At 62.9% G+C, this 21,251-nt stretch carries 19 protein-coding genes; 7 read left to right on the top strand and 12 right to left on the bottom strand.

Annotated elements, in window-relative coordinates; translation table 11 throughout:
- Nucleotides 1-148 precede the first annotated feature (148 nt).
- From coaA to LT42_RS08115, 3 genes are all read left to right on the top strand, one after another.
- A complete protein-coding gene (coaA, locus tag LT42_RS08125) occupies nt 149-1,075 on the top strand; it encodes a type I pantothenate kinase (protein ID WP_037011425.1) in 927 nt (308 codons plus the stop codon).
- Nucleotides 1,076-1,086: 11 nt separating this feature from the next.
- Nucleotides 1,087-1,455: a Rap1a/Tai family immunity protein gene (locus tag LT42_RS08120; RefSeq protein WP_152597606.1), complete on the top strand. Its 369-nt coding sequence runs from the start codon at nt 1,087-1,089 to the stop codon at nt 1,453-1,455.
- A 97-nt stretch (nt 1,456-1,552) separates the two neighbouring features.
- Complete coding sequence (locus tag LT42_RS08115; RefSeq protein ID WP_052075188.1) at nt 1,553-2,773, top strand: MFS transporter; 1,221 nt, start codon at nt 1,553-1,555, stop codon at nt 2,771-2,773.
- A 696-nt stretch (nt 2,774-3,469) separates the two neighbouring features.
- On the opposite strand, the gene LT42_RS08110 is transcribed toward LT42_RS08115, so the two are convergent.
- Nucleotides 3,470-5,173: an acid phosphatase gene (locus LT42_RS08110; RefSeq protein WP_037011421.1), complete on the bottom strand. Its 1,704-nt coding sequence runs from the start codon at nt 5,171-5,173 to the stop codon at nt 3,470-3,472.
- A 198-nt stretch (nt 5,174-5,371) separates the two neighbouring features.
- Complete coding sequence (locus LT42_RS08105) at nt 5,372-6,133, bottom strand: substrate-binding periplasmic protein (protein ID WP_037011419.1); 762 nt, start codon at nt 6,131-6,133, stop codon at nt 5,372-5,374.
- A 232-nt stretch (nt 6,134-6,365) separates the two neighbouring features.
- Between LT42_RS08105 and dnaX the strand changes: the two genes are divergently transcribed.
- From dnaX to recR, 4 genes are all read left to right on the top strand, one after another.
- Nucleotides 6,366-8,519 (top strand): DNA polymerase III subunit gamma/tau, encoded by a 2,154-nt coding sequence (gene dnaX, locus LT42_RS08100; protein WP_037011418.1) that lies wholly within the window; start codon nt 6,366-6,368, stop codon nt 8,517-8,519.
- A 78-nt stretch (nt 8,520-8,597) separates the two neighbouring features.
- On the top strand, nt 8,598-8,924 hold the full coding sequence (locus LT42_RS08095; RefSeq protein ID WP_037011416.1) for a YbaB/EbfC family nucleoid-associated protein: 327 nt from the start codon (nt 8,598-8,600) through the stop codon (nt 8,922-8,924).
- A 130-nt stretch (nt 8,925-9,054) separates the two neighbouring features.
- A complete protein-coding gene (locus LT42_RS08090; protein WP_037011415.1) occupies nt 9,055-10,083 on the top strand; it encodes an NADP-dependent oxidoreductase in 1,029 nt (342 codons plus the stop codon).
- A 69-nt stretch (nt 10,084-10,152) separates the two neighbouring features.
- A complete protein-coding gene (recR, locus tag LT42_RS08085; RefSeq protein WP_037011414.1) occupies nt 10,153-10,755 on the top strand; it encodes a recombination mediator RecR in 603 nt (200 codons plus the stop codon).
- Nucleotides 10,756-11,117: 362 nt separating this feature from the next.
- Here the strand turns inward: recR and LT42_RS08080 are convergent, their stop codons facing one another.
- The 10 genes from LT42_RS08080 to LT42_RS08035 form a co-directional block, all read right to left on the bottom strand.
- A complete protein-coding gene (locus LT42_RS08080; RefSeq protein WP_037011413.1) occupies nt 11,118-11,666 on the bottom strand; it encodes an adenine phosphoribosyltransferase in 549 nt (182 codons plus the stop codon).
- A gap of 63 nt (nt 11,667-11,729) precedes the next feature.
- On the bottom strand, nt 11,730-12,464 hold the full coding sequence (fnr, locus tag LT42_RS08075) for a fumarate/nitrate reduction transcriptional regulator Fnr (protein ID WP_037011412.1): 735 nt from the start codon (nt 12,462-12,464) through the stop codon (nt 11,730-11,732).
- 120 nt (nt 12,465-12,584) lie between these two features.
- A complete protein-coding gene (gene hemN / locus LT42_RS08070; RefSeq protein WP_037011410.1) occupies nt 12,585-13,967 on the bottom strand; it encodes an oxygen-independent coproporphyrinogen III oxidase in 1,383 nt (460 codons plus the stop codon).
- Nucleotides 13,968-14,185: 218 nt separating this feature from the next.
- The gene (locus LT42_RS08065) at nt 14,186-14,908 is read right to left on the bottom strand and encodes a sulfite exporter TauE/SafE family protein (RefSeq protein ID WP_037011409.1); all 723 of its coding nucleotides are present in this window, start codon (nt 14,906-14,908) and stop codon (nt 14,186-14,188) included.
- 174 nt (nt 14,909-15,082) lie between these two features.
- Nucleotides 15,083-15,298, bottom strand: coding sequence for a cbb3-type cytochrome oxidase assembly protein CcoS (ccoS, locus tag LT42_RS08060; protein ID WP_037011407.1), 216 nt, complete (start codon nt 15,296-15,298; stop codon nt 15,083-15,085).
- A gap of 25 nt (nt 15,299-15,323) precedes the next feature.
- A complete protein-coding gene (locus tag LT42_RS08055; protein WP_052075186.1) occupies nt 15,324-17,954 on the bottom strand; it encodes a heavy metal translocating P-type ATPase in 2,631 nt (876 codons plus the stop codon).
- 1 nt (nt 17,955) lies between these two features.
- On the bottom strand, nt 17,956-18,501 hold the full coding sequence (locus LT42_RS08050; RefSeq protein WP_037011405.1) for a FixH family protein: 546 nt from the start codon (nt 18,499-18,501) through the stop codon (nt 17,956-17,958).
- Between the two features lie 12 nt (nt 18,502-18,513).
- Nucleotides 18,514-19,944 (bottom strand): cytochrome c oxidase accessory protein CcoG, encoded by a 1,431-nt coding sequence (gene ccoG / locus LT42_RS08045; protein ID WP_037011402.1) that lies wholly within the window; start codon nt 19,942-19,944, stop codon nt 18,514-18,516.
- Nucleotides 19,945-20,029: 85 nt separating this feature from the next.
- The gene (gene ccoP, locus LT42_RS08040) at nt 20,030-21,022 is read right to left on the bottom strand and encodes a cytochrome-c oxidase, cbb3-type subunit III (RefSeq protein ID WP_037011399.1); all 993 of its coding nucleotides are present in this window, start codon (nt 21,020-21,022) and stop codon (nt 20,030-20,032) included.
- A complete protein-coding gene (locus LT42_RS08035; RefSeq protein WP_037013117.1) occupies nt 21,019-21,249 on the bottom strand; it encodes a CcoQ/FixQ family Cbb3-type cytochrome c oxidase assembly chaperone in 231 nt (76 codons plus the stop codon). The genes ccoP and LT42_RS08035 overlap by 4 nt, the downstream gene beginning before the upstream one ends.
- Between the last annotated feature and the right edge of the window lie 2 nt (nt 21,250-21,251).

The raw sequence follows: 21,251 nt of genomic DNA, 5'->3' as shown, positions 1-21,251 counted from the left end.
CCGCGCGATCCGTCTGCGTCCTCCAGCCCATTCCCGCACGTCTTCAGGCGCTCACGCCACCAAAGCCCAAATAAATCTGCCCTCGTTTCGAATCAATACGATAGTCTTCGCACCATGTCGATACGGACACCTGACTGGAACGCAATAGATGGCACCTGATGACTATCTGGTAATGAGCAGCGCGGAGTGGGCGGGGCTGCGTGCCAGTACGCCATTGACGTTGTCGGAGGAAGATCTGGCGGCATTGCGGGGCGTGAACGAAGACATTTCCCTTGAGGATGTCGCCAACATTTACCTGCCGTTGTCGCGCCTGATCAATCTGCACGTCAGCGCGGCGCGCAATCTGGACAGCATCAAAGACACCTTTCTGGGACGGCCCGCCAAACGTCAGACGTATGTAGTGGCGGTGGCCGGCAGCGTCGCAGTGGGCAAGAGCACGTTTGCCCGGGTGCTGCAGGCCTTGATGGCGCGCTGGCCGGACCATCCACGGGTCGATCTGGTCACCACCGACGGTTTTCTGCACCCTAACGCCCGGCTTGTGGCCGACGGCATCATGCACCGCAAGGGCTTTCCGGAAAGCTACGATCGCAAGCGCATGGTCAAGTTTCTCTCGGACCTCAAGGCGGGCACGCCGGAGATCAGCGCGCCGGTGTATTCCCACATCAGTTACGACATCGTGCCCGACCAGTTCCTCAAGGTCAGCCAGCCGGACATCCTGATTTTCGAAGGGCTCAATGTTCTGCAGACCGCGGGCAACGATGGCCAGAAGCCGGGCAGCATCGTGTCGGACTTCTTTGATTTCTCGATCTACCTGGATGCCGCCGAGAGCGACATTGAGCGCTGGTACGTCGAGCGTTTCCTGATGCTGCAGCGCACGGCCTTTCGCGCACGCGGCGCCTACTTCCGCGAGTTGGCGGACTTGCCCCCGGAAAAGTCCCCCGACGCCGCGCGCAAGATCTGGCGCGACATCAACCGTCCCAACCTGCTGGAGAACATCCTGCCGACCCGCGAGCGCGCCAGCCTTGTCGTGCGCAAGGCGTCGGATCATTCGGTGAAGGAACTGTGGCTGCGCTGATGAGCTCGCTCGTGGGCAGACCCATTGTCGTGGTGTCTGCCTTTTTTGCGCTGTGCTTGAGCGCAGGGGCGCGGGCGGACGGCAATCAACTGCTTGAGGAATGCCAGGACGGCATTAACAGCATGAGCGGCGGCGTTAGCCGCAACAGCGTCGGCGTGGGTCACTGCGTCGGGGTGCTCCAGGCGACGATGGACACGCTGGATCTGTTCCATGAAGCGGGCGGGCTGCCGCGGCTGGTGTGCGTGCCGGAAGGCGGCATTCCGATGATTCAGTCCATGCGCATCGTGGTGCAGTCGCTGCAGGCGCATCCCGAAAGCCTGCACCTGAACGAGTCGGTATTGGTCGTCTCCGCGCTGAAAAACGCATTCCCCTGCCAGTAATTTCCCGCATTTGCGCTAGCCTGTTGGTTGAGTCGAGTTGATGGTCTGACTCAGTCCGCCGCGGCTTGCGTGGCGGTTTGCGCTGAGGACGATGGCAATGCGTGTCAATGGACTGATTGTGTTGCTGCTGACGGGGCTGGTGGCCGCTACCTACGGGTTCGGTATCTATCTTTTCGCTCAGCTGGTGCCGGACATGCGCGCCAGTCTGGGTTTCGACATCGCTTACGTCGGAACCATTACCGCAGCGGGGCAGGCGGGCTTCCTTGCCAGCGCGTTGCTGGCGGCCTGGCTCACGCCCCGCGTGGGCGGCGGTTGGGTGATCTTCGCTTCCGGGGCGGTGTGCGCATTGGCTTTGCTGCTGATGCCACTGGCCCAGAACATTGTGCTGATCGGCGTGCTGCTGACCGTGCTGGCTGGCACGGCAGCGACGGTGTTCGTGCCGATGGTCGATGTCATCTCCCGCGCCGTGCCCTACCAGTACCGGGGCATGGCGATGGGGCTGGTGTCGAGCGGCACCAGTTACGGGGTGTTTATCAACAGCCTGCTCGTGCCCCTTTACGCGCCACAAGGCGAGTGGCGCACGGTGTGGTGGATCGTCGCAATACTCACCGTTGTGCTGGCTGCGGGCGTGTTTCTTGTGTTCAAGCGTGCCCGGTTGTTTGCCTGCGAGCGCGACCACGCCGGCACTCCCAGGCCTGGGAGGAGTGTGCTGCGTGAGGCCCTGCAGGGCTGGGTCTACAAGGTCTGGTCGATGAATTTTCTGATTGGTTTCTCGACCTTTCCGTTTCAGAACTATCTCTCTTCCTACTTGCGCACGGAGCTGGGTTTCGGCGTCGACTACACCGCGCAGATATGGGCCGGCATCGGCTTCGTCGGCATGTTCAGCGGCCTTGCGCTGGGTGCGTTGTCGGACCGGATCGGGCTGCGCGCGGCAATGCTGCTGGTGTACGCCTGCGTCGCGTCGGCAGCGGCGATTCTGGTCGTCGCGCCGAGCGGCTACTGGCCGTTGGTGGCGGGGGTCGTATTCGCGCTGGCGTTCTATCCGATCTTTGGATTGATCCCGGCCTATGTGTCGAAGATGGCGGCCAGTGCAGCGCTGGCGGTGACCATTTTCGGCATCGCCAACATCATGCAAGGCGTCGGCGGCATGCTCGGCAATTATTGCGCGGGTGTGCTGGCGAGCATGAGCGGCTCGTTTGTGGCGGTGTATGCGGTGATCGCAGCTGTCGCTGCGCTGCTGGCCGGCTTGACCCTCTGCCTGCCGAACGAGCGCAGCGGTGGGCGTCACGCAACCCATGATCACGCCCTGAATCGGTAGGAGCCGGCTTGCTGGCGAACCCGTTTCGTCAGTCGACACCATCGGTTTTGACCCACCGCATTCGCCAGCAAGCCGGCTCCTACAGGTGTTGCATGGCCATTTCAGATTGGCCAGCAACAGCAGGGCACTTGCTACGCCGAAAACTGTAACGTATTACTCAAATCACCCATCGGCGCCTGCCCGCGCGCCGCCATGGCGGTGTCCGGGTTGACCCGCTGTCTGCCGAACGAGCGCAGCGGTGGGCGTCACGCAACTTGTGATCACGCCCTGAATCGGTAGGAGCCGGCTTGCTGGCGAACCCGTTCCGTCAGTCGACACCGTCGGTTTTGACCCACCGCATTCGCCAGCAAGCCGGCTCCTACAGGTGTTGCTTTGTCATTTCAGATTGGCCAGCAACAGCAGGGCACTTGCTACGCCGAAAACTGTAACGTATTACTCAAATCACCCATCGGCGCCTGCCCGCGCGCCGCCATCGCGGTGGCTTGGTTGAGTGTGTGTCTGTCTGCTTGCCGAACGAGCGCAGCGGTGGGCGTGGCGCAACCCATGATCACGCCCTGAATTTTGGAGCCGGCTTGCTGGCGAACCCGTTCCGTCAGTCGACACCGTCGGTTGTGACCTACCGCATTCGCCAGCAAGCCGGCTCCCTACAGGTGTTGCTTTGTCATTTCAGATTGGCCAGCAACAGCAGGGCATTTGCTAGGCCGAAAACTGTAACGTACTGCTCAAATCACCCATCGGCGCCTGCCCGCGCGCCGCCATTGCGGTGTCCCGTTCGGTCAGGCCATTGAGTTTTTCCAGGCCGTGCACGCGGGTGATCAGGCGCAGAATCGAGGCGGTGTCGTAAGTCGTGTGGTCGACCGTGCCTTTGCGCGCAAACGGCGAGATGACGATGGCCGGCACCCGCGTGCCCGGGCCCCAGCGGTCGCCCTTGGGCGGCGCCACGTGATCCCACCAGCCGCCGTTCTCATCGACGGTCACGACAATCACCATGTTCTCCCACTGCGGGCTGTTACGCAGCACCTTGATGACGCGATCAATGTGGCGATCACCCGCTGCGACGTCGGCGTACCCGGCGTGCATGTTGAGGTTGCCCTGGGGTTTGTAGAAGGTCACTGCAGGGAGTTTGCCGGCCTCGGCATCCGCGAGGAATTTGTTGGTTGACGATTCGTCACCCAGTCCGGCATCGCGCAGGCGCTTGCGGCGTTCGGTCGGGTTGTCCGGGCCTTGCTGTTTGAAGTAGTTGAACGGCTGATGGTGATACTGAAAATTCGGGATCTTGGGAATGCCCGTGGAGTCCTTGTACTCGTCCAGCGTGACCTGCCAGGCGCCGGCATACCAGGCCCAGTCGATGTCCTTCTTGGAGAGCTTGTCGCCGATATGCTCGTGGGTCTGGGGCACCAGCACGTTGGCCAGCCCGGGCTGAGAATAATCGGGCTTGTCCTTGTCACGCAGCCAGGTCGGCCAGTAGGGCGGGGCCATGGTGTTGACACCGAACCCGTCGGGCGTCAGCGCGCTGGGCCCGAATTGCGGCGGGCCGGTCATGGCGCTGGCAGGGGATTTTTCCAGCGGTTTGAGTCGGTAGTCCAGAGGGTCGCTGCTTTCCAGCACGGCAATTTGCGACTTCGCCGGGGAGTTCGCCGCGTCCGGGTAGAAGGGTGCTCTGGCGGCGATGAGGTACTGGTGGTTCAAAAACGAGCCGCCGAAAGCGCCCTGGAAGAAGTTGTCGCAGAGCACGAACTCCCTGGCCACGTCCCACAGGCGCAGGGAATATTGGCTCTGCGCGTAATGACCCATGGTCAGGCCGCCCGAATCCGCCCACGCAACAAAGGCGTCATTTTTGCCGCCGTTGATTTGCATCTGGTTCTGATAGAACACGTGCCACAGGTCGCGGGTGACGATGCTCAAGGGCAGGTCCTCGCCGCTCGGGCCTTTGAGCGGGAAGGGTGCGTTGGGCAGGTTTTCCTGGTACTGCACGCCCGTTGCATAGGTCACGCCGTCGACGCTTTGCGGTCCGACCTGGCACACGCCGCCCCAGCATGGCGGCAGCGTTTCGAGCAGCTTGCCGTCGCGATCGCGCTGGCGGTATTCCTGCGGCTTGACCGCCGAGAGCGGGTGGTCAACGCCGGGGAAATTGGCGAACAGGTTATTGAAACTGCGGTTCTCACCGTAGATGACGACAATGGTTTTGATGTTGTCCTGCAGCGCTTTGTCCAGCGCCGCGCCGCTCAGTACCGTGCCTGCGGCAGGCTTGCCGTCGACGGTCTCGGCGGCGCCGACGACCCCGCTCAGGGTCGCACCTGCGCCGAGCACTGCAACGCCCCCGAGGAACCGCCGGCGACTGCCGTTGACGGGCGTCTGATTGGCTGCTGCTTGGGCGGGATCTTCCGGTTTCTGGGTCATGGCAGGGCGCTCGCTCGTCGACTTGTTACAACATGTGTCGAAGGAGCCTAGCGAGGGAAGATGACGGAATTGCTACAGCAATGCGCCGCTTGAATATCGCGCTAAGCTCCACGCCGCCTTCCCGGCTAAAGCCGGTCCCACACTTGTCGGCAATCCCACATTTATCGGCAGTCCCCTAATGGAAAATGCGGCGCGGCCTTAATGTCCATCAGTCGCGTTACCCGAATGCACTTGATACCGCTCGACAATCCGTTCGATTTCGCCGGACATCTTCATCCGTAGCAGGGTGCGCATGATTCGTTGGGACGGCACACTGGGGTCATTGCGAGTCACGCAGCCCACTGGCTGCTCGTCGATGACCCAGACCGGCTTGAGTTTTTCATCGGCCTTGCGGTCGCGGTTGTACCAGTCCAGCGACCACTGGGTATCTACGGCATAGCGGTAGCGGTGGGCCGACAGCTTGGGCAGCACCTGTTCCTGCAGCCTGGCGTCTTCGCGGATCAGATCACCCGTGGCGAACAACGGGTCGAGCACCGGATAGGCATAGCCCAGCACGGTGCCGATGTGATCCCCAAGAATGGCGCTCAGATGAAAGGGCGCGGTGTCATAAGCACTGCCGACCAGCACGTTGTACTGGGTGAGCAGGGGCAGGCTCCAGGTGTAGTCGCCGGACATGTCCGGCAACCAGGACTGGGCGGCATAACAGCGCACGTCGACTTCGCCACGTTCGGTAGCCGCCTGCACGCGCAGTCGTGGATAGACACGGTACTCAGCCGTCTGGCCGATCTGCCTGGCCAGGCTTTCCATGATGTCGAACAGGATTCCGGTTTCGGGGCCTCCGGGACCGACTTGCATGAGCGGCATTGACCAGCTGTCGGCCACCGCAAAGCGAAGAGGCGGGCCATCGGCCGCCGCCGAAGCACTGAGCAGCCCCACCGCACACATCATCCATTTGCGCATCCGGATCCCTCGAAGTAACAGTGCGACGCCTCCGGCCCACCGCTCCGCGCGATTCCTGTGCGGAGCCGGCGTGAGGCGCTGGGTGGGAGAATCATCGTTCGAGCTGTCTTGCGCAGCCGCCCTGCGGGAGCCCGGCCGCCATAATAAAGCGATAAGCAGCGGACACCAGATGCAATTTTGCCCCTGCTCCGCTAGCATTGGCGGTCTTCCGCAACCCAGTCGACGGTTTTCAATGAGTTATCAGGTTCTTGCACGTAAATGGCGTCCGCGCTCGTTCCGCGAAATGGTCGGCCAGACCCATGTGCTCAAGGCCCTGATCAACGCGCTCGACAGCCAGCGCCTGCACCACGCCTATTTGTTCACGGGCACCCGGGGTGTTGGCAAGACCACCATCGCGCGCATTATTGCCAAGTGCCTGAACTGCGAAACCGGTATCACATCAACGCCGTGCGGAGAATGCTCGGTCTGCCGCGAAATTGACGAAGGCCGCTTCGTCGACCTGATCGAGATCGACGCCGCCAGCCGTACCAAAGTCGAAGACACCCGCGAGCTGCTCGACAACGTGCAGTACGCCCCGAGTCGTGGCCGCTTCAAGGTCTACCTGATCGACGAAGTCCACATGCTCTCCAGCCACTCGTTCAACGCGTTGCTGAAAACCCTCGAAGAGCCGCCGCCCTACGTCAAGTTCATCCTGGCGACGACCGATCCGCAGAAGCTGCCGGCGACCATCCTGTCGCGCTGCCTGCAGTTCTCCCTGAAAAACATGACACCTGAACGTGTGGTCGAGCACCTGACCCACGTCCTTGGCGCCGAAAATATTCCTTTCGAGGACGACGCGCTGTGGCTGCTGGGCCGCGCCGCCGATGGCTCGATGCGTGACGCGATGAGCCTGACCGATCAGGCAATTGCGTTCGGTGAAGGCAAAGTGCTCGCGTCTGACGTACGTGCCATGCTCGGCACGCTGGACCACGGCCAGGTGTTCGACGTACTGGCTGCATTGATCGAGGGCGATGCCCGATCGTTGCTCGAGGCGGTGCGCCATCTGGCCGAGCAGGGCCCGGACTGGAACGGCGTGCTGTCCGAGATTTTGAACGTGCTGCACCGGGTTGCCATCGCTCAGGCGCTCCCCGAGGGGGTCGACAATGGCCACGGTGACCGCGATCGCGTGTTGGCGCTGGCCCAGGCATTGCCCGCCGAAGACGTGCAGTTCTTTTACCAGATGGGCCTGATCGGTCGTCGGGACTTGCCGCTGGCGCCCGACCCGCGCGGCGGCTTTGAGATGGTGCTGCTGCGCATGCTGGCGTTCCGTCCCGCGGACGCCGACAACGCCCCGACACAGCCGTTAAAGTCAGTGGGGATCAACCCGGCCACGGTTGATTCCCGGACAGCGGTGGCGAGTTCAGCGTCCGCATTACCAGCACCAGCACCAGCACCAGCACCAGCACCTGTCGCCGCTCCTGCGCCCGTTGTTCACGCGCCTGCCGCAGCGGCAGTGGCTGAGGCGCACGCAGTGCCTGCGCTTGCGTCCGAGGAAGCACTTGACCTGCCCTGGAACGAGCCCAAAGCAAAGCCGCCTGTCGCTGAACCTGTACCTGCGCCTGTCGCAGAGCCAGCTGCCGATCCCGTAGCGGAAATCCCCGAACCAGTGCTCGACACGGTGTCCGAGCAACCTGACCTCACGCCCATGCCTGCGCCCACCCCGGCGAGTCCGGTACCGGACGCGCCGGAGGTTGAGTCGCTGGAGCAACTGCAGGCCGCTGCCGAAACGGTGACGGCGCAGAGGATTGAGCACGTGCCCGATGCGACGGCCTATGTGCCCGCGCCCATGGAGCGCGACGACGAGCCGCCACCCGATGACGATTACTACGAGCCGGACATCGACATCGACCCGGCATCGTTTGCCTACCTGGATGACCTGGCGCATGAGGCTGTCGAAGCGGTGGAGAAGGAGCCCGAGCTGCTTCCTGCCGCCATGCCTGCCACCGGCCTTGCAGCGGAATGGCTTGAGCTGTTCCCGAAGCTGCCCATCTCCGGCATGACCGGCAGCATTGCCGCCAACTGCACGCTGATATCTGTGGAAGGCGACAATTGGCTGCTGCACCTGGATCCGGCCCACAGTGCTTTATTCAACTCCACGCAGCAGCGCCGTTTGAATGATGCGCTGAACCAATACCATGAACGCACCCTCAACCTGAGTATCGAACTGATCAAGCCCGAGCAGGAAACCCCCGCTCAGGCGGCGGCCCGCCGGCGCGCCGATCGGCAGAAGCAGGCCGAGGCGGCGATCCACGGCGATCCGTTCATCCAGCAGATGATGCAGCAGTTCGGTGCGTCGATCCGCGAGGATACGATTGTTCCGGTGGATGCGCCGGCGCAGGCTCATTGATTTCATCGACGCCAGCCCGGCTGGCGCCCGCACGACACCCACGACTTTTGACCCAATGGCTTTCGAGGAGAAACTCCCATGATGAAAGGTGGCATGGCAGGCCTGATGAAGCAGGCTCAGCAAATGCAGGAAAAAATGGCCAAGATGCAGGAAGAACTGGCCAACGCCGAGGTCACCGGCCAGTCCGGTGCCGGTCTGGTGAGCGTGGTCATGACCGGGCGTCATGACGTCAAGCGCGTCAGCCTGGACGACAGCCTGATGCAGGAGGAAAAGGAAATTCTGGAAGACCTGATCGCTGCGGCCGTCAACGACGCCGTGCGCAAGATCGAAGCAGCGAGCCAGGAGAAAACTGCCAGCATGACCGCCGGCATGCAGCTGCCGCCAGGCATGAAACTGCCGTTCTGATCGCGTAGCGACCTCAAAAAAGCCAGGCCTGAGTGCCTGGTTTTTTTTCGCCTGCACATCCAACCGAACGCGTCCCGGTGAGGACGGTCTGCTCTCTATATCTTCGCAACTTGATATGGAGCCCGTTCCGATGACGCAAGAAATGATCCTCAACCAGCGTATTGTCCTGGCCTCCCGCCCACAGGGCGCACCCACTCCGGAAAACTTCCGACTCGAGCGTGAAGCACTGCCTGACCTGCAAGACGGCCAGGTGCAATTGCGCACGCTTTACCTGTCGCTTGACCCTTACATGCGCGGACGCATGAGCGACGCTCCGTCCTACGCCGCTCCCGTGGAAATCGACGCAGTGATGGAAGGCGGCGCAGTCAGCGTGGTCGAGCAGTCACGTCACCCGACATTCAAAGAAGGCGATCTGGTGGTCGGCCAGACCGGCTGGCAGACCCACAGCATCTCCGACGGCAGCAACCTGTTGCCAGCGCCGAAGGACCTGCCTAGCCCGTCCATGGCGGTCGGCGTGCTGGGCATGCCGGGCATTACCGGCTACATGGGCCTGATGGACATCGGCAAACCGAAGGCCGGCGAGACGCTGGTCGTCGCTGCCGCGTCCGGCGCGGTCGGTTCAGTGGTCGGCCAGGTTGCCAAACTCAACGGCCTGCGTGTAGTCGGCGTTGCCGGTGGCGAAGAGAAATGCCGCTACGTGGTGGACGAGCTTGGTTTTGACGCCTGCATCGATCACCGCGGCGAAGATTTTGCCGAGCAGCTGAAGGCGGCTTGCCCGGACGGCATCGACATCTATTTCGAACTGGTGGGCGGCAAAGTGCTGGAAGCCGTGATACCGCTGCTCAATCAGCACGCGCGCGTGCCGTTGTGTGGCCTGATCGCCCATTACAACGCCCAGTCTCAACCAGAAGGCCCGGATCGTCTGCCGCTGTTGATGCGCACACTGTTGACCAAGCGCGCGCGGATTCAGGGCTTTATCGTCTACGAAGAGTACTACCACCGTCTGGAGGAATTCATGCAGGCCATGGTGCCGCTGGTAAAAGACGGCAAGGTCAAATTTCGCGAAGACGTGGTGGAAGGTCTGGAGCACGCACCGGACGCATTCATCGGCCTGCTCGAAGGCAAGAACTTCGGCAAGCTCGTGGTCAAGGTGTCGTGAGCCTGATTTGACGGTAATCAGAGGCGCGGGTATAAACCGCGTCTCGTGTTTTTGTCGGACGTTTCTCCAATGAGCTTCAGCCCCCTGATTCGCCAGTTGATCGACTCCCTGCGCATTCTGCCCGGCGTCGGTCAGAAAACCGCCCAGCGCATGGCGTTGCAGCTGCTGGAGCGTGATCGCAGCGGCGGCTCGCGCTTGTCCCAGGCGCTGAGTCAGGCGATGGAAGGCGTCGGTCACTGCAAGCAATGCCGCACCCTCACCGAAGAAGAGCTGTGCCCGCAGTGCGCGGATGTCCGCCGCGACGACACGCTGCTCTGCGTGGTCGAGGGGCCAATGGACGTGTATGCGGTAGAGCAGACCGGTTATCGCGGCCGCTATTTTGTGCTCAAGGGGCATCTGTCGCCGCTGGACGGCCTGGGGCCGGAAGCCATCGGTATCCCGCAACTGATCGCGCGGATTGAAGAACAGGATTCCTTCACCGAAGTGATTCTGGCGACCAACCCGACGGTCGAGGGCGAGGCGACAGCCCATTACATCGCGCAACTGCTGACCCCCAAAGGCCTGATCACTTCAAGGATCGCTCACGGCGTGCCGCTGGGCGGCGAGCTTGAATTGGTCGACGGCGGCACCCTCGCGCACTCATTCGCCGGGCGCAAGCCGATCCAGTTGTAAGCATCGCGATTGCGATGGCGCAGAAGCGTCATCGAAGCCCGCATGCCGCAGATTTCGTTGGGATTGCGTACGGCGCAGATATCGGGGTTTGCCTGGGTCGACAGTAGGAGCGCGCTTGCCCGCGAAACATATCAGCCTGTGACATCGCCGAGCCTGTCCCACCGTGTTCGCCAGCAAGCCGGCTCCTACAAATCCGGCGCTGGCCACACATTTCTGCGCGACGACTCGGGCGCTGGCCCACCCATCTCTGCGCGGTGACTTGACTGTTTTCCGACATAGGCCTGCCCACACAAAACCTGTAGGAGCCGGCTTGCTGGCGAACGCGGTGGCTCAATCGATGAGGTTGAAGCGCCTGTCGACGATCACTTTTCCGTCAACGCGAACTCGGTCAGGCAGAAGGTCGGGATTTCCATGCCGCGCAGGCGTTGGGAGCCGCCCAGTTCTGGCAAGTCGATAATCGCAGCGGCTTCGTGAACCTTGGCGCCCATGCGGCGGATCAGGTTGGCGGCGGCAATCAGAGTGCCCCCCGTCGCAATCAAGTCATCGAACATCACCACCGAGTCGCCGTCGCACAGGCTGTCGGCGTGTACTTCGAGCAGCGCTTCGCCGTATTCGGTCTGATAGGCCTCGGCCAGCACGTCAGCCGGCAGCTTCCCCTGTTTGCGAAACAGCACCAGCGGCTTGTTGAGCTCATAAGCGACGATCGAACCGATCAGAAAGCCGCGTGCATCCATGGCGCCCACATGGCTGAAGTCGGCATCGATGTAGCGCTGGATGAAACTGTCGATGACCAGGCGCAGGGCCTTGGGCGACTGGAACAGCGGGGTGATGTCACGAAAGATCACGCCGGGCTTGGGGAAATCCATGACAGGGCGGATCAGGGTTTTGATGCTGGATTCGTCGAAAAGCATAAGGTTCTCGGGCAGGACATGACTCAAAAGACGCCAGTCTAAGCCCGCCCGGGCCGTGATGCATCAGCTTTCCAGCGACCCGCCGGCCAGCGCACACAACTGAATGGGATCAAGAATATGGATTTCCTTGCCCTCGGCGGCAATCAACTCGTTTTGCTGGAAGCGGGTAAATACCCGGGACACGGTCTCTACCGCCAGCCCCAGATAATTGCCGATCTCGTTGCGCGACATGCTCAGGCGAAACTGGTTGGCGGAGAAGCCACGGGCACGAAAGCGCGCCGACAGGTTGACCAGGAACGTGGCAATTCGCTCGTCGGCGGTCTTCTTGGACAGCAGCAGCATCATCTGTTGGTCGTCGCGGATTTCCCGGCTCATGACGCGCATCAACTGCCGACGCAATTGCGGCAACTGCACCGACAATTCGTCCAGGCGGTCGAAGGGGATTTCGCAGACCGATGTGGTTTCCAAGGCCTGAGCGGTGACGGGATAAGCCTCGGCGTCCATGCCGGAAAGCCCGACCAGTTCGCTGGGCAGGTGAAAGCCGGTGAGCTGTTCAGCGCCGCTGTCGCTCAGGCTGAAGGTCTTCAGCGCGCCGGAGCGGACGGCGTAGACGGAATCGAAGGTGTCGCCCTGGCGGAACAAAATATCGCCTTTCTTCAAGGGCCGGCCGCGTTTGACGATTTCGTCCAGTGCATCCATGTCTTCCAGGTTCAATGAAAGCGGAAGGCACAACGGGGCCAGGCTGCAGTCCTTGCAATGGGCCTGGGTGTGAGCGCGCAGTTTGACTGGCTCAGACATCGGGTAATTCCTTGTAAAAAACACACATAAGTCGTAAGGGTAACTCAGGGGTCAGCCCTGCGACTACCACGCGCCGTCCATGGCAAAAAGGGTGGCTGCTGCGCTTGAGGCGCAGAAAGCCTATATGACGCGGGAGAATCGCTGACGGTTCTGGCCGCCCAAATAAGCGTCGAAGACCATGCAGATCGAGCGCACCAACAGGCGCCCCGCCGGTGTCACGGTGATCCCGCCCACATCCAGCTGGATCAGCCCGTCCGTGGCCATGACGAGCAGTTGCGGCCATTGCTCACGAAAATACTCCTGAAAATGGATAGCGAAGGTGTGCTCGATGCGCGCGAAATCCAGGCGGAAATGGCAGATGAGCTGGCCGATGATGGCCCGCCGCAATTGATCGTCTCTTGTGCAACTCAGCCCGCGCCGGGTCGGCAATTGATCGCTTTCCAGCAGGCTCTGGTAGTCGTTCAGATCGCTGGTGTTCTGAGCGTAAAGCTCGCCAATCTGGCTGATGGCCGAGACACCGAGGCCGATCAGGTCGCAGTGGCCATGGGTGGTGTAGCCCTGGAAATTGCGCTGCAACGTGCCGTCTTCCTGGGCCATCGCCAGGTCGTCATCGGGCAGGGCAAAGTGGTCCATGCCAATGTAGCGGTAGCCGGCGCGGGTCAACTGTTGGATGGTGCGCTGGAGCATCTGCAACTTGTGTTCGGCGCTGGGCAATTGCGCCGTGTCGATGCGCCGCTGGGGCATGAAACGTTCGGGCAGGTGCGCGTAGTTGAACACCGAAAGCCGGTCGGGCTGCAGCGCGATCACCTCGTCGACGGTCCGGGCGAAACCCTCCGGAGTTTGCAGCGGCAGCCCGTAGATCAGGTCGATGTTCACCGAGCGAAACTGCAACGTGCGTGCAGCCTCGACGATGGCGCGGGTTTCCTCCAGGCTCTGCAGACGGTTGATCGCCCGTTGCACCAGCGGATCGAGGTCTTGCAGGCCTAGGCTGACCCGGTTGAAGCCCAGTTCACGCAGCAGGCCCATGGTCGACCAGTCCGCTTCACGTGGATCGATCTCGATGCCGTAGTCGCCGGAATGGTCGTCCAGCAACGTAAAATGCTGGCGCAGATGGCCCATGAGCTGGCGCAGCTCAGCATGACTGAGGAACGTCGGCGTGCCCCCGCCCAAGTGCAGCTGTTCGACCACCTGACGATCATCGACATGCGCGGCGATCAGGCTGACCTCGCGTTCGAGGCGTTGCAGGTACGCCTGCGAGCGGCCGCGATCCTTGGTGATGACTTTATTGCAGGCGCAGTAGTAGCAAATGTTCGCGCAAAACGGGATGTGCACGTAGAGCGACAAGGGCCTCGACGCCTTGCGGCTGTCCCGCAGCGCATGCAGCAGTTCAAAGGCGCCAACCTGCGTATGAAATTGCACGGCAGTGGGGTAGGAGGTATAACGCGGCCCCGCCAGATCGTAGCGGTGGATGAGTTCAGAATCCCAACGAACGTCGTCGAGCATGCGGGTATTCCCGATAAGGCTGGCGGTGCGGGCAGTGTAGGGAGCGCACGGGAGAAGACATTGATCTGGATCAACGAATGCGGGCTCTTAACCCTTCAGGAGATGGCAGTCGTCCAGGCGTCGCGCTGTCGGGCAGCAGCTGACCATTGCGCAGGAACAGAGTGGGACACCCCCTTGAACAGCAATGCTGGGGGCTCAGTCTGAGGTCTGACGCCGGCTCAGCCGTGCGCCATGCCGGCGTGTTCCATGGCGTGATGATGATGCCCCATGAGCCATTGTTGGTGCGGGCCGGGGAGGGTCCAGAGGCCGAATACAATCACCAGCACGCCGCCGGCGACGCGCACGCTGCGGCGACGGAGCAGGGCGGTGACACGCTCGGCGGCCACGCCGGTCGCCAGCAGCACCGGCCAGGTGCCGAGGCCGAACGCGAGCATCAATAATGCGCTGTGCCATGCATTGCCCTGGCTCGCCGACCACAGCAGTGTGCTGTAAACCAGCCCGCACGGCAGCCAGCCCCACAGCGCGCCCAGCAACAGCGCTCGCGGCGCGGTCGACACCGGCATCAGGCGGCTGGCGATGGGTTGCAAGTAGCGCCATATCCAGCGGCCCAGCCCTTCGATTCGGGTAAGGCCGCTCCACCAGCCGGCGAGGTAAAAGCCCATGGTGATCATCAACACGGCCGCGATGACCCGCAGCATGATCGCGGCAGGACTGTTGGCCACGGCCCAGCCGAGCAGCCCGGTCAGCAGCCCGGCACAGGCATAACTGAAAACCCGCCCGGCGTTGTAGGCCAGCAGCAGGCGCAGGCGTCGGCTGTATTGCGCTTTGGGGATGGCCAGGGTCAGTGCGCCCATGAGTCCGCCGCACATGCCCAGGCAATGCCCACCCCCAAGCAGGCCCAGGATCAGGGCAGACACGAGTTGGGGTAGGAGGTCAGGCATCGGCGTTTCTCCAAAGGGTGGCGTTGACGGTACTGACGTCTTCGCGGGCAAGCGCGCTCCTACAAGGGATCGCGTTCCGATGCGCAGCCGCGCCCGTACTAAAGACTGGGTCCCATTGTAGGAGCGCGCTTGCCCGCGAAAGCGCCTTTGCATGCACCGCAAAAACCCACGGGCTCACGCGTCACCGTCCCGGCGCTCGCTTGCCCTGCCTTCCCCTGATGCCTCATCCACGCCGGCCTGATGCCCCGGGTCCTGGTCGTCAAACAAAATGCTGTGGGCCGGGCCGTCGAGGTCGTCGTACTGGCCGCTGTCCACGGCCCAGAAGAACACGTAGATCGCCACCGCCACGATCAGCAGCGCCACAGGAATCATGATGTACAGCGCGGGCATGCAACCTCCCAACTCGCTGGCAGGCTCATGCCGACACCGCTCGGCTTGATTCGGCAGGGCTTGAATCGGCCGTCTCCGTCTTGATCCGCGTCAGGCGCAGGGCATTGAGCACCACCACCAGCGAACTGACCGACATTCCGGCTGCCGCCCAAAGCGGCGTCACCCAGCCCAGCGCCGCGAAGGGCAGCACCAGCCCGTTGTACAGCCCGGCCCAGGCCAGGTTCTCCACAATGATGCGCCGCGTACGATCGGCCAGGCCAAAGGCCTCCACCACTGCAAGCAGCCGATTGGACAGCAGCACCGCGTCCGCGCGGGTCTTGGCCAGATCGGTGGCCGAGCCCACGGCAACGCTGATGTCGGCCGCTGCCAGCACCGGCACGTCATTGACCCCGTCGCCGATCATCAGAATCGTCCGCCCCTCGGCGCGCAGCTGCTGGAGCACGGCGAGCTTGTCATCGGGCGTCAGGCTGCCCCGGGCGCTATCAATATTCAGTCGCGCCGCGACACTGAACACCGCAGGTGAGCTGTCGCCGGACAGCAGTAATGTTTGCCAGCCGCGCTGACGGCAGGCCTTGACCAGGGCAGCGGCGTCATCGCGCAGGCGATCCTCCAGCGCCAGCCAGGCCAGAGGCTGAGTGTCATCCCCAAGCAGCAACCACTGGCCGGGCTCGTCTGGCATCTTCGGCACCGCGCTACCGCTGAGGGCGCTGACGAAGGCCGCCTCGCCGATGCGTAAGTGCCGACCGTTGACGCAACCTTGAAGGCCCAGGCCTGGCGTCGCAACAACCTCGTGCGCTGCCAAAGGCGCCCGACCAAACGCCCGGGCAATCGGGTGTTCGGAATGGCTTTCCAGTGCGGCCGCCAGGCTCAGGCAGTCGTCGTTGCTCAGCGCGCCCAGACGGTGAATGGCCCGCAGCGTAGGGCGGCCTTCAGTCAGCGTGCCGGTCTTGTCGAAAATCACCGTGTCGATTTTGCTCAGCCCTTCCAGCACATGGCCACGGGTCAGCAACAGCCCGCGCTTGTGCAGCGTGCCCGTGGCGGCGGTGAGCGCGGTCGGCGTTGCCAGCGACAGGGCGCAGGGGCACGTGGCAACCAGCATGGCCAGCACAATCCAGAACGCGCGTGCAGCGTCGACCTGCCACCAAAGCACGCCGACACACGCTGCCGACAGCAGCGAAACCAGCAAAAACCAATGGGCCGCGCGGTCGGCCATCTGCGCCAGCGGCGGCTTCTCCGATTGTGCCCGCTCCAGCAGGCGCACGACCGCCGAGAGCCGGGTGTCAGGCCCCAGGGCGAGCACCTCCACCGTGAGCACGCTGTCCACGTTGGCGGTGCCGGCGGTGACAGCGTCGCCGAGCTGACGGGGCTGCGGCATCGATTCGCCGGTGAGCAGCGACTCGTCGATGTTCGATCTCCCGGCGATAATCCTTCCGTCTGCCGGCACCAGCGCGCCGGGGTGCACCAACACCTGATCGTGAAGGCGCAGTTGATCGATCAGCATGCGTTCGGGCTGGCCGTCTGTGTTCAGCCGCAGGCACGACGGCGGCAGCAGGTTGACCAGTTGTGCGGTCGCCGCGCTGGTGCGTTCACGGGCGCGGCGCTCAAGGTAGCGGCCCGTGAGCAAGAACAACGCGAACATCCCGACCGCGTCGAAATACAGCTCGCCGATGCCGGTGACCGCGGTCCACAGCCCGGCGATGTAGGCTGCGCCGATCGCCAGCGACACTGAAACGTCCATCGTCAGATGCCGAGCGCGCAGGTCCCGCAGCGCGCCTTCGAAGAACGGCGCGCAGCTGTAAAAGACGATTGGTGTCGTCAGAAACATCGCCACCCAGCGCAGGATGGTGTGCATCTCCGCGCTGAGGTCGAGGTTGAATTCGGGCCAGGTCGCCATGGTCGCCATCATCGCCTGAAACCACAGCAGCCCGGCGACACCCAACTGCCGAAGGCTACGGCGATTGCCCAGGGCCAGTTGCTCCGTCGCGGTGTCGGGGCGGTAAGGGTGAGCGGCGTAACCAATGCTGCGCACCTCGCTCAGCACTTGACTCAACGACAATGCCTGGTCGTCCCAGCGCAGGTGCAGTCGATGACTGGACAGGTTCAGCCGCGCCTCGATCACCGCGGGCAGCCCGCGCAGATGACGCTCGATCAACCAGCCGCACGCGGCGCAGGTGATGCCCTCGATCAGCAACGTGACTTCGGCCACCGTCGCATGTCCGCAATCAGTACCTTCTTCACGCTGGGCGGAGATCCGTTGCAGGAGCCCGCTTGCCCGCGAACGGGGTCTGTCTGCGGCAGATGACTCGTCTGGCCCACCGCCATTCGCGGGCAAGGGCGCTCCTGCCGCCTTTTCCGCTCGACCGGGACCTGTACGTTCGCGCGCCTCAGGGACACGGTGGACGAACGCTTGCTGTACGTCGGGGCGGTCGTAGAGCGCCTGTTCGTCTGCTGGCGGAACGGGCAGCGCCTGGGGCGAAGTCGAGGCTTCACTGCGGTGCCGGTAATAGCTTTCCAGCCCGCCGGCGACGATGGCATGGGCCACCGCCTGACAGCCGGGGCAGCAGAATTCACGCGCCTGGCCGAGTACCGGCGTGACAAACCGACTGCCCGGGGGAACGGGCAACGCGCAGTGATAGCAAGCGAGCGGGTTTTTCACGTCAGTGCCTGTCCGCGCCTTGAATCGGCTCGTCGCCCAGCGTCAGGCGCTGTCCGGGAGTGATTCTTTCTTCCTCGAACAAACGCCATACCCGACCGTTTTCCACGCCCAGCAATTCAACGAATCGCCGCCCCTCGACACGGTCGCTCAACTGCCCGACGTAACGCCCTGGCTGGGAAGGATTGCGCGCGAGCACGACCTTGCGGTCCTTGTCCGGTTGGGTCGGTGAGATCAGGTTCAGCACCAGTGTCTCCGGCTGACTGGCGCCGCTCAAACGCACGTCGACTTCGCCGGTCAGCTCATCCACGCCGACGCCGACGCCGACGCTGGCGCTGAGCTTGAGGGCATGGCCGAACAGTTCGCGGTCAAGGGCGCGATTGATGCCTTTTCCGGCCTCATAATAATTATCGGTGACGAGGTTATCCGGGTGGGTCACGGCAATGGCCACCATCGCCAGCGTCAGCCCCACTGAGCAGGTCAAAACGCCAATGATCACCCACGGCCATAGATGCCGGTGCCAGGGACTTGCTGCGGGGGTGGCGTTCATCTTCAGCCTCGGTCAGCGAGTGGACGGGCCGATGAAACGGCTCTTGGCGTGGACGTCGGTGTCGCGGCTGTTGGAACGGTCAGCTGCGGTGTTTTTGAGGGTAAAAATGACTTCTTGGCTGCCCGCCGGCAGCTGTTCAGGCGCGACCGACAGTTGCACCGGCACGCTGACGATTTCGCCGGCAGGCACCTTTACTGCTTGGCCGCCTTGCAGCTTGAGCCCGGGCAGCCCCGAGGCGTCGAGTGCGTAGGTATGGTCAAGCTGATCCTTGTTGATGATCTTCACGCTGTACACGTTTTCAATCCGGCCATCGGTGCCTTCCCGGTACAGCATGCGGTCCTTGCTGACATCCAGCCCCACCAGCGGGCGCGTCATGAACGCGACGGTCAGCAGGCCGATCATGATGAGCAGCACCGCGCCATAGCCGATCAGCCGAGGCCGCAACCGGCGGGTCACTTGCCCGGCGAGGGCGTGCTCGGTGGTGTAGCTGACCAGCCCGCGCGGGTAGTTCATTTTGTCCATAACCGTGTCGCAGGCGTCAATGCATGCCGCGCAGCCGATGCAGGCGATCTGCAAGCCGTCGCGGATGTCGATGCCGGTGGGGCAGACCTGCACGCACATCGTGCAATCAATGCAGTCGCCGAGGCCCTGGGCCGGGTAGTCCACGTCCTTTTTTCGCGCACCGCGTGGCTCGCCGCGTCGTGGGTCGTAGGAGACGATGAGGGTGTCCTTGTCGAACATCACGCTCTGAAATCGCGCGTACGGGCACATGTGGATGCACACCTGTTCGCGCAGCCAACCGGCATTGGCATAAGTGGCAAGGGTGAAAAAGCCCACCCAGAAATACGCCCAGCCGTCGGCCTGACCGATGAAGAAGTCGCCCAGCAATTCACGGATCGGCGAGAAGTAACCGACGAAGGTCAGCCCGGTCGCCAACCCGATCAAGACCCAGAGGCTGTGCTTGACGGCCTTGCGCATGAAGGTATTGCCGGTCATGGGCAGCTTGTCGCGTTTGATGCGCTGGTGCCGGTCGCCCTCGGTGAGCTTTTCGCACCACATGAAGACCCAGGTCCATACGCTTTGCGGGCAGGTGTAGCCGCACCAGACGCGTCCGGCCCAGACGGTAATGAAGAACAGGCCGAAGGCGCTGACGATCAGGATCCCTGACAGCAGGATGAAATCCTGCGGCCAGAACGTTGCGCCAAAGATGTAGAACTTGCGCTCCGGCAGGTTCCACCACACCGCTTGATGGTTGCCCCACTCAAGCCAGACCGTACCGAAGTACAGCAGGAACAGCAGCGCGCCGCCCGCCATGCGCACGTTGCGGAACAGCCCGGTGAAGGCGCGGGTGTAAATCTTTTCCCGCGGCGCATACAGGTCGACTGTGTCGCTGTTGTTATCTGTGGGCGGCGTAATGTTGTGCAGCTCAATCCGGTCATTCATGGAAGCATCCCATAACGGCGGAGCATGGAGATAAAGCACAGCGCTGGAGCGGTGGGCGCATGGGAGGAAGTTCGCACCTGGCTGATCATTGCGGTGTGTCTGCCGGTGAGTCTGCCGGTTTGCCTTCGTGGGACAGGCTGTAGACGTACGCCGCCAGCAGATGAACCCGGTCATTGCCTTGCAGCACCGCCTGGGCGGGCATTTGGCCCTGGCGACCGAACTGGATGGTCTGCTGCAACTGCGCAAAGCCGGCCCCGTAAATGAATCCGGCCGGGTGGGTGAGGTCAGGTGCGCCCAACGCGGCGACGCCTTTGCCTTGCGGGCCATGGCAGGCGCTGCAGGTCGTGGCGTAGATCTTCTGCCCCGCGGCCGGGTCTGCCTGGGCATCAGCGGGCAGGGCACGGCCCGCCAGCTGAGCCAACACGTACGCCGACACGTCCCGCACGCCCTGTTCGCCGATCACTGCGCCCCATGCCGGCATGACCGCGTGGCGGCCCGCCATGATGCTGGTTTTGATGCTTTGCGGGTCGCCGCCCCAGCGCCAGTCGGCGTCGGTCAGGTTGGGGAAACCGTAAGCGCCCCTGGCGTCGGAGCCATGGCACACCGAGCAGTTGGAAGCGAACAGCCGGCCGCCCATCTTCAGCGCTTGAGGATCCTTGGCCACTTCCTCAATGGGCATCGCAGCGAATTTGGCGAAGATCGGCCCGAAGCGCGCCTCTGACTGAGCCATTTCCTTCTCCCACTCGTGCACGCCGGTCCAGCCTGTGGCGCCGTCGGAAAACCGGATTTTCTTGTCGTTGTCGGCGTAGTCATAGCCCGGCAACAGGCCCGCCCAGTTGCCCAGGCCGGGGTACAGCGCAAGATAACCCAACGCGAAAATCAGGGTGGCCACGAACAGCAGAAACCACCACCTGGGCAACGGGTTGTCGTACTCCTCGATGCCGTCGAAGGCATGGCCGACGGTTTCATCTGTGGTGTCGACGCGCTGGCCTTTGCGCGTGGCAAACAGCAGCCAGACCATCGCGAAAATCGTACCCAGCGTCAACACCGTGACGTACACGCTCCAGAAGGTGCTCATTCCTTTGATCTCCTTGCGGTCTGTTGCGACGCCTGGGCCTGGGCCTGGGCCTGCGCCTGCTCATTGCGGTTGAGCGGGTGGGGCGCATGAGGCTCATCGGCAAACGGCAGCAGCCTGGCATCGTCGAATTCAGCCTTGCGACGCGGGCTGTACACCCATAACGCCAGGCCGATGAAGGCCACCATCACTACAACAGTGCCCAGACCTCTAATCGTTCCCATGTCCACGG

This window comes from Pseudomonas lutea (genome assembly GCF_000759445.1).
In the GTDB taxonomy this organism is placed as follows: Bacteria; Pseudomonadota; Gammaproteobacteria; order Pseudomonadales; family Pseudomonadaceae; genus Aquipseudomonas; species Aquipseudomonas lutea.
This window is presented reverse-complemented; position numbering and strand designations above follow the sequence as displayed.

Bases quoted from the DNA above. Each gene is read 5' to 3' on its own strand.
- LT42_RS08090 (WP_037011415.1), top strand. From the start codon at position 9,055: ATGACGCAAGAAATGATCCTCAACCAGCGTATTGTCCTGGCCTCCCGC.
- fnr (WP_037011412.1), bottom strand. From the start codon at position 12,464: ATGTCTGAGCCAGTCAAACTGCGCGCTCACACCCAGGCCCATTGCAAG.
- LT42_RS08110 (WP_037011421.1), bottom strand. From the start codon at position 5,173: ATGACCCAGAAACCGGAAGATCCCGCCCAAGCAGCAGCCAATCAGACG.
- LT42_RS08065 (WP_037011409.1), bottom strand. From the start codon at position 14,908: ATGCCTGACCTCCTACCCCAACTCGTGTCTGCCCTGATCCTGGGCCTG.
- coaA (WP_037011425.1), top strand. From the start codon at position 149: ATGGCACCTGATGACTATCTGGTAATGAGCAGCGCGGAGTGGGCGGGG.
- dnaX (WP_037011418.1), top strand. From the start codon at position 6,366: ATGAGTTATCAGGTTCTTGCACGTAAATGGCGTCCGCGCTCGTTCCGC.
- ccoG (WP_037011402.1), bottom strand. From the start codon at position 19,944: ATGAATGACCGGATTGAGCTGCACAACATTACGCCGCCCACAGATAAC.
- LT42_RS08050 (WP_037011405.1), bottom strand. From the start codon at position 18,501: ATGAACGCCACCCCCGCAGCAAGTCCCTGGCACCGGCATCTATGGCCG.
- recR (WP_037011414.1), top strand. From the start codon at position 10,153: ATGAGCTTCAGCCCCCTGATTCGCCAGTTGATCGACTCCCTGCGCATT.
- LT42_RS08080 (WP_037011413.1), bottom strand. From the start codon at position 11,666: ATGCTTTTCGACGAATCCAGCATCAAAACCCTGATCCGCCCTGTCATG.
- LT42_RS08115 (WP_052075188.1), top strand. From the start codon at position 1,553: ATGCGTGTCAATGGACTGATTGTGTTGCTGCTGACGGGGCTGGTGGCC.
- ccoP (WP_037011399.1), bottom strand. From the start codon at position 21,022: ATGAGCACCTTCTGGAGCGTGTACGTCACGGTGTTGACGCTGGGTACG.
- LT42_RS08105 (WP_037011419.1), bottom strand. From the start codon at position 6,133: ATGCGCAAATGGATGATGTGTGCGGTGGGGCTGCTCAGTGCTTCGGCG.
- hemN (WP_037011410.1), bottom strand. From the start codon at position 13,967: ATGCTCGACGACGTTCGTTGGGATTCTGAACTCATCCACCGCTACGAT.
- ccoS (WP_037011407.1), bottom strand. From the start codon at position 15,298: ATGCCCGCGCTGTACATCATGATTCCTGTGGCGCTGCTGATCGTGGCG.
- LT42_RS08095 (WP_037011416.1), top strand. From the start codon at position 8,598: ATGATGAAAGGTGGCATGGCAGGCCTGATGAAGCAGGCTCAGCAAATG.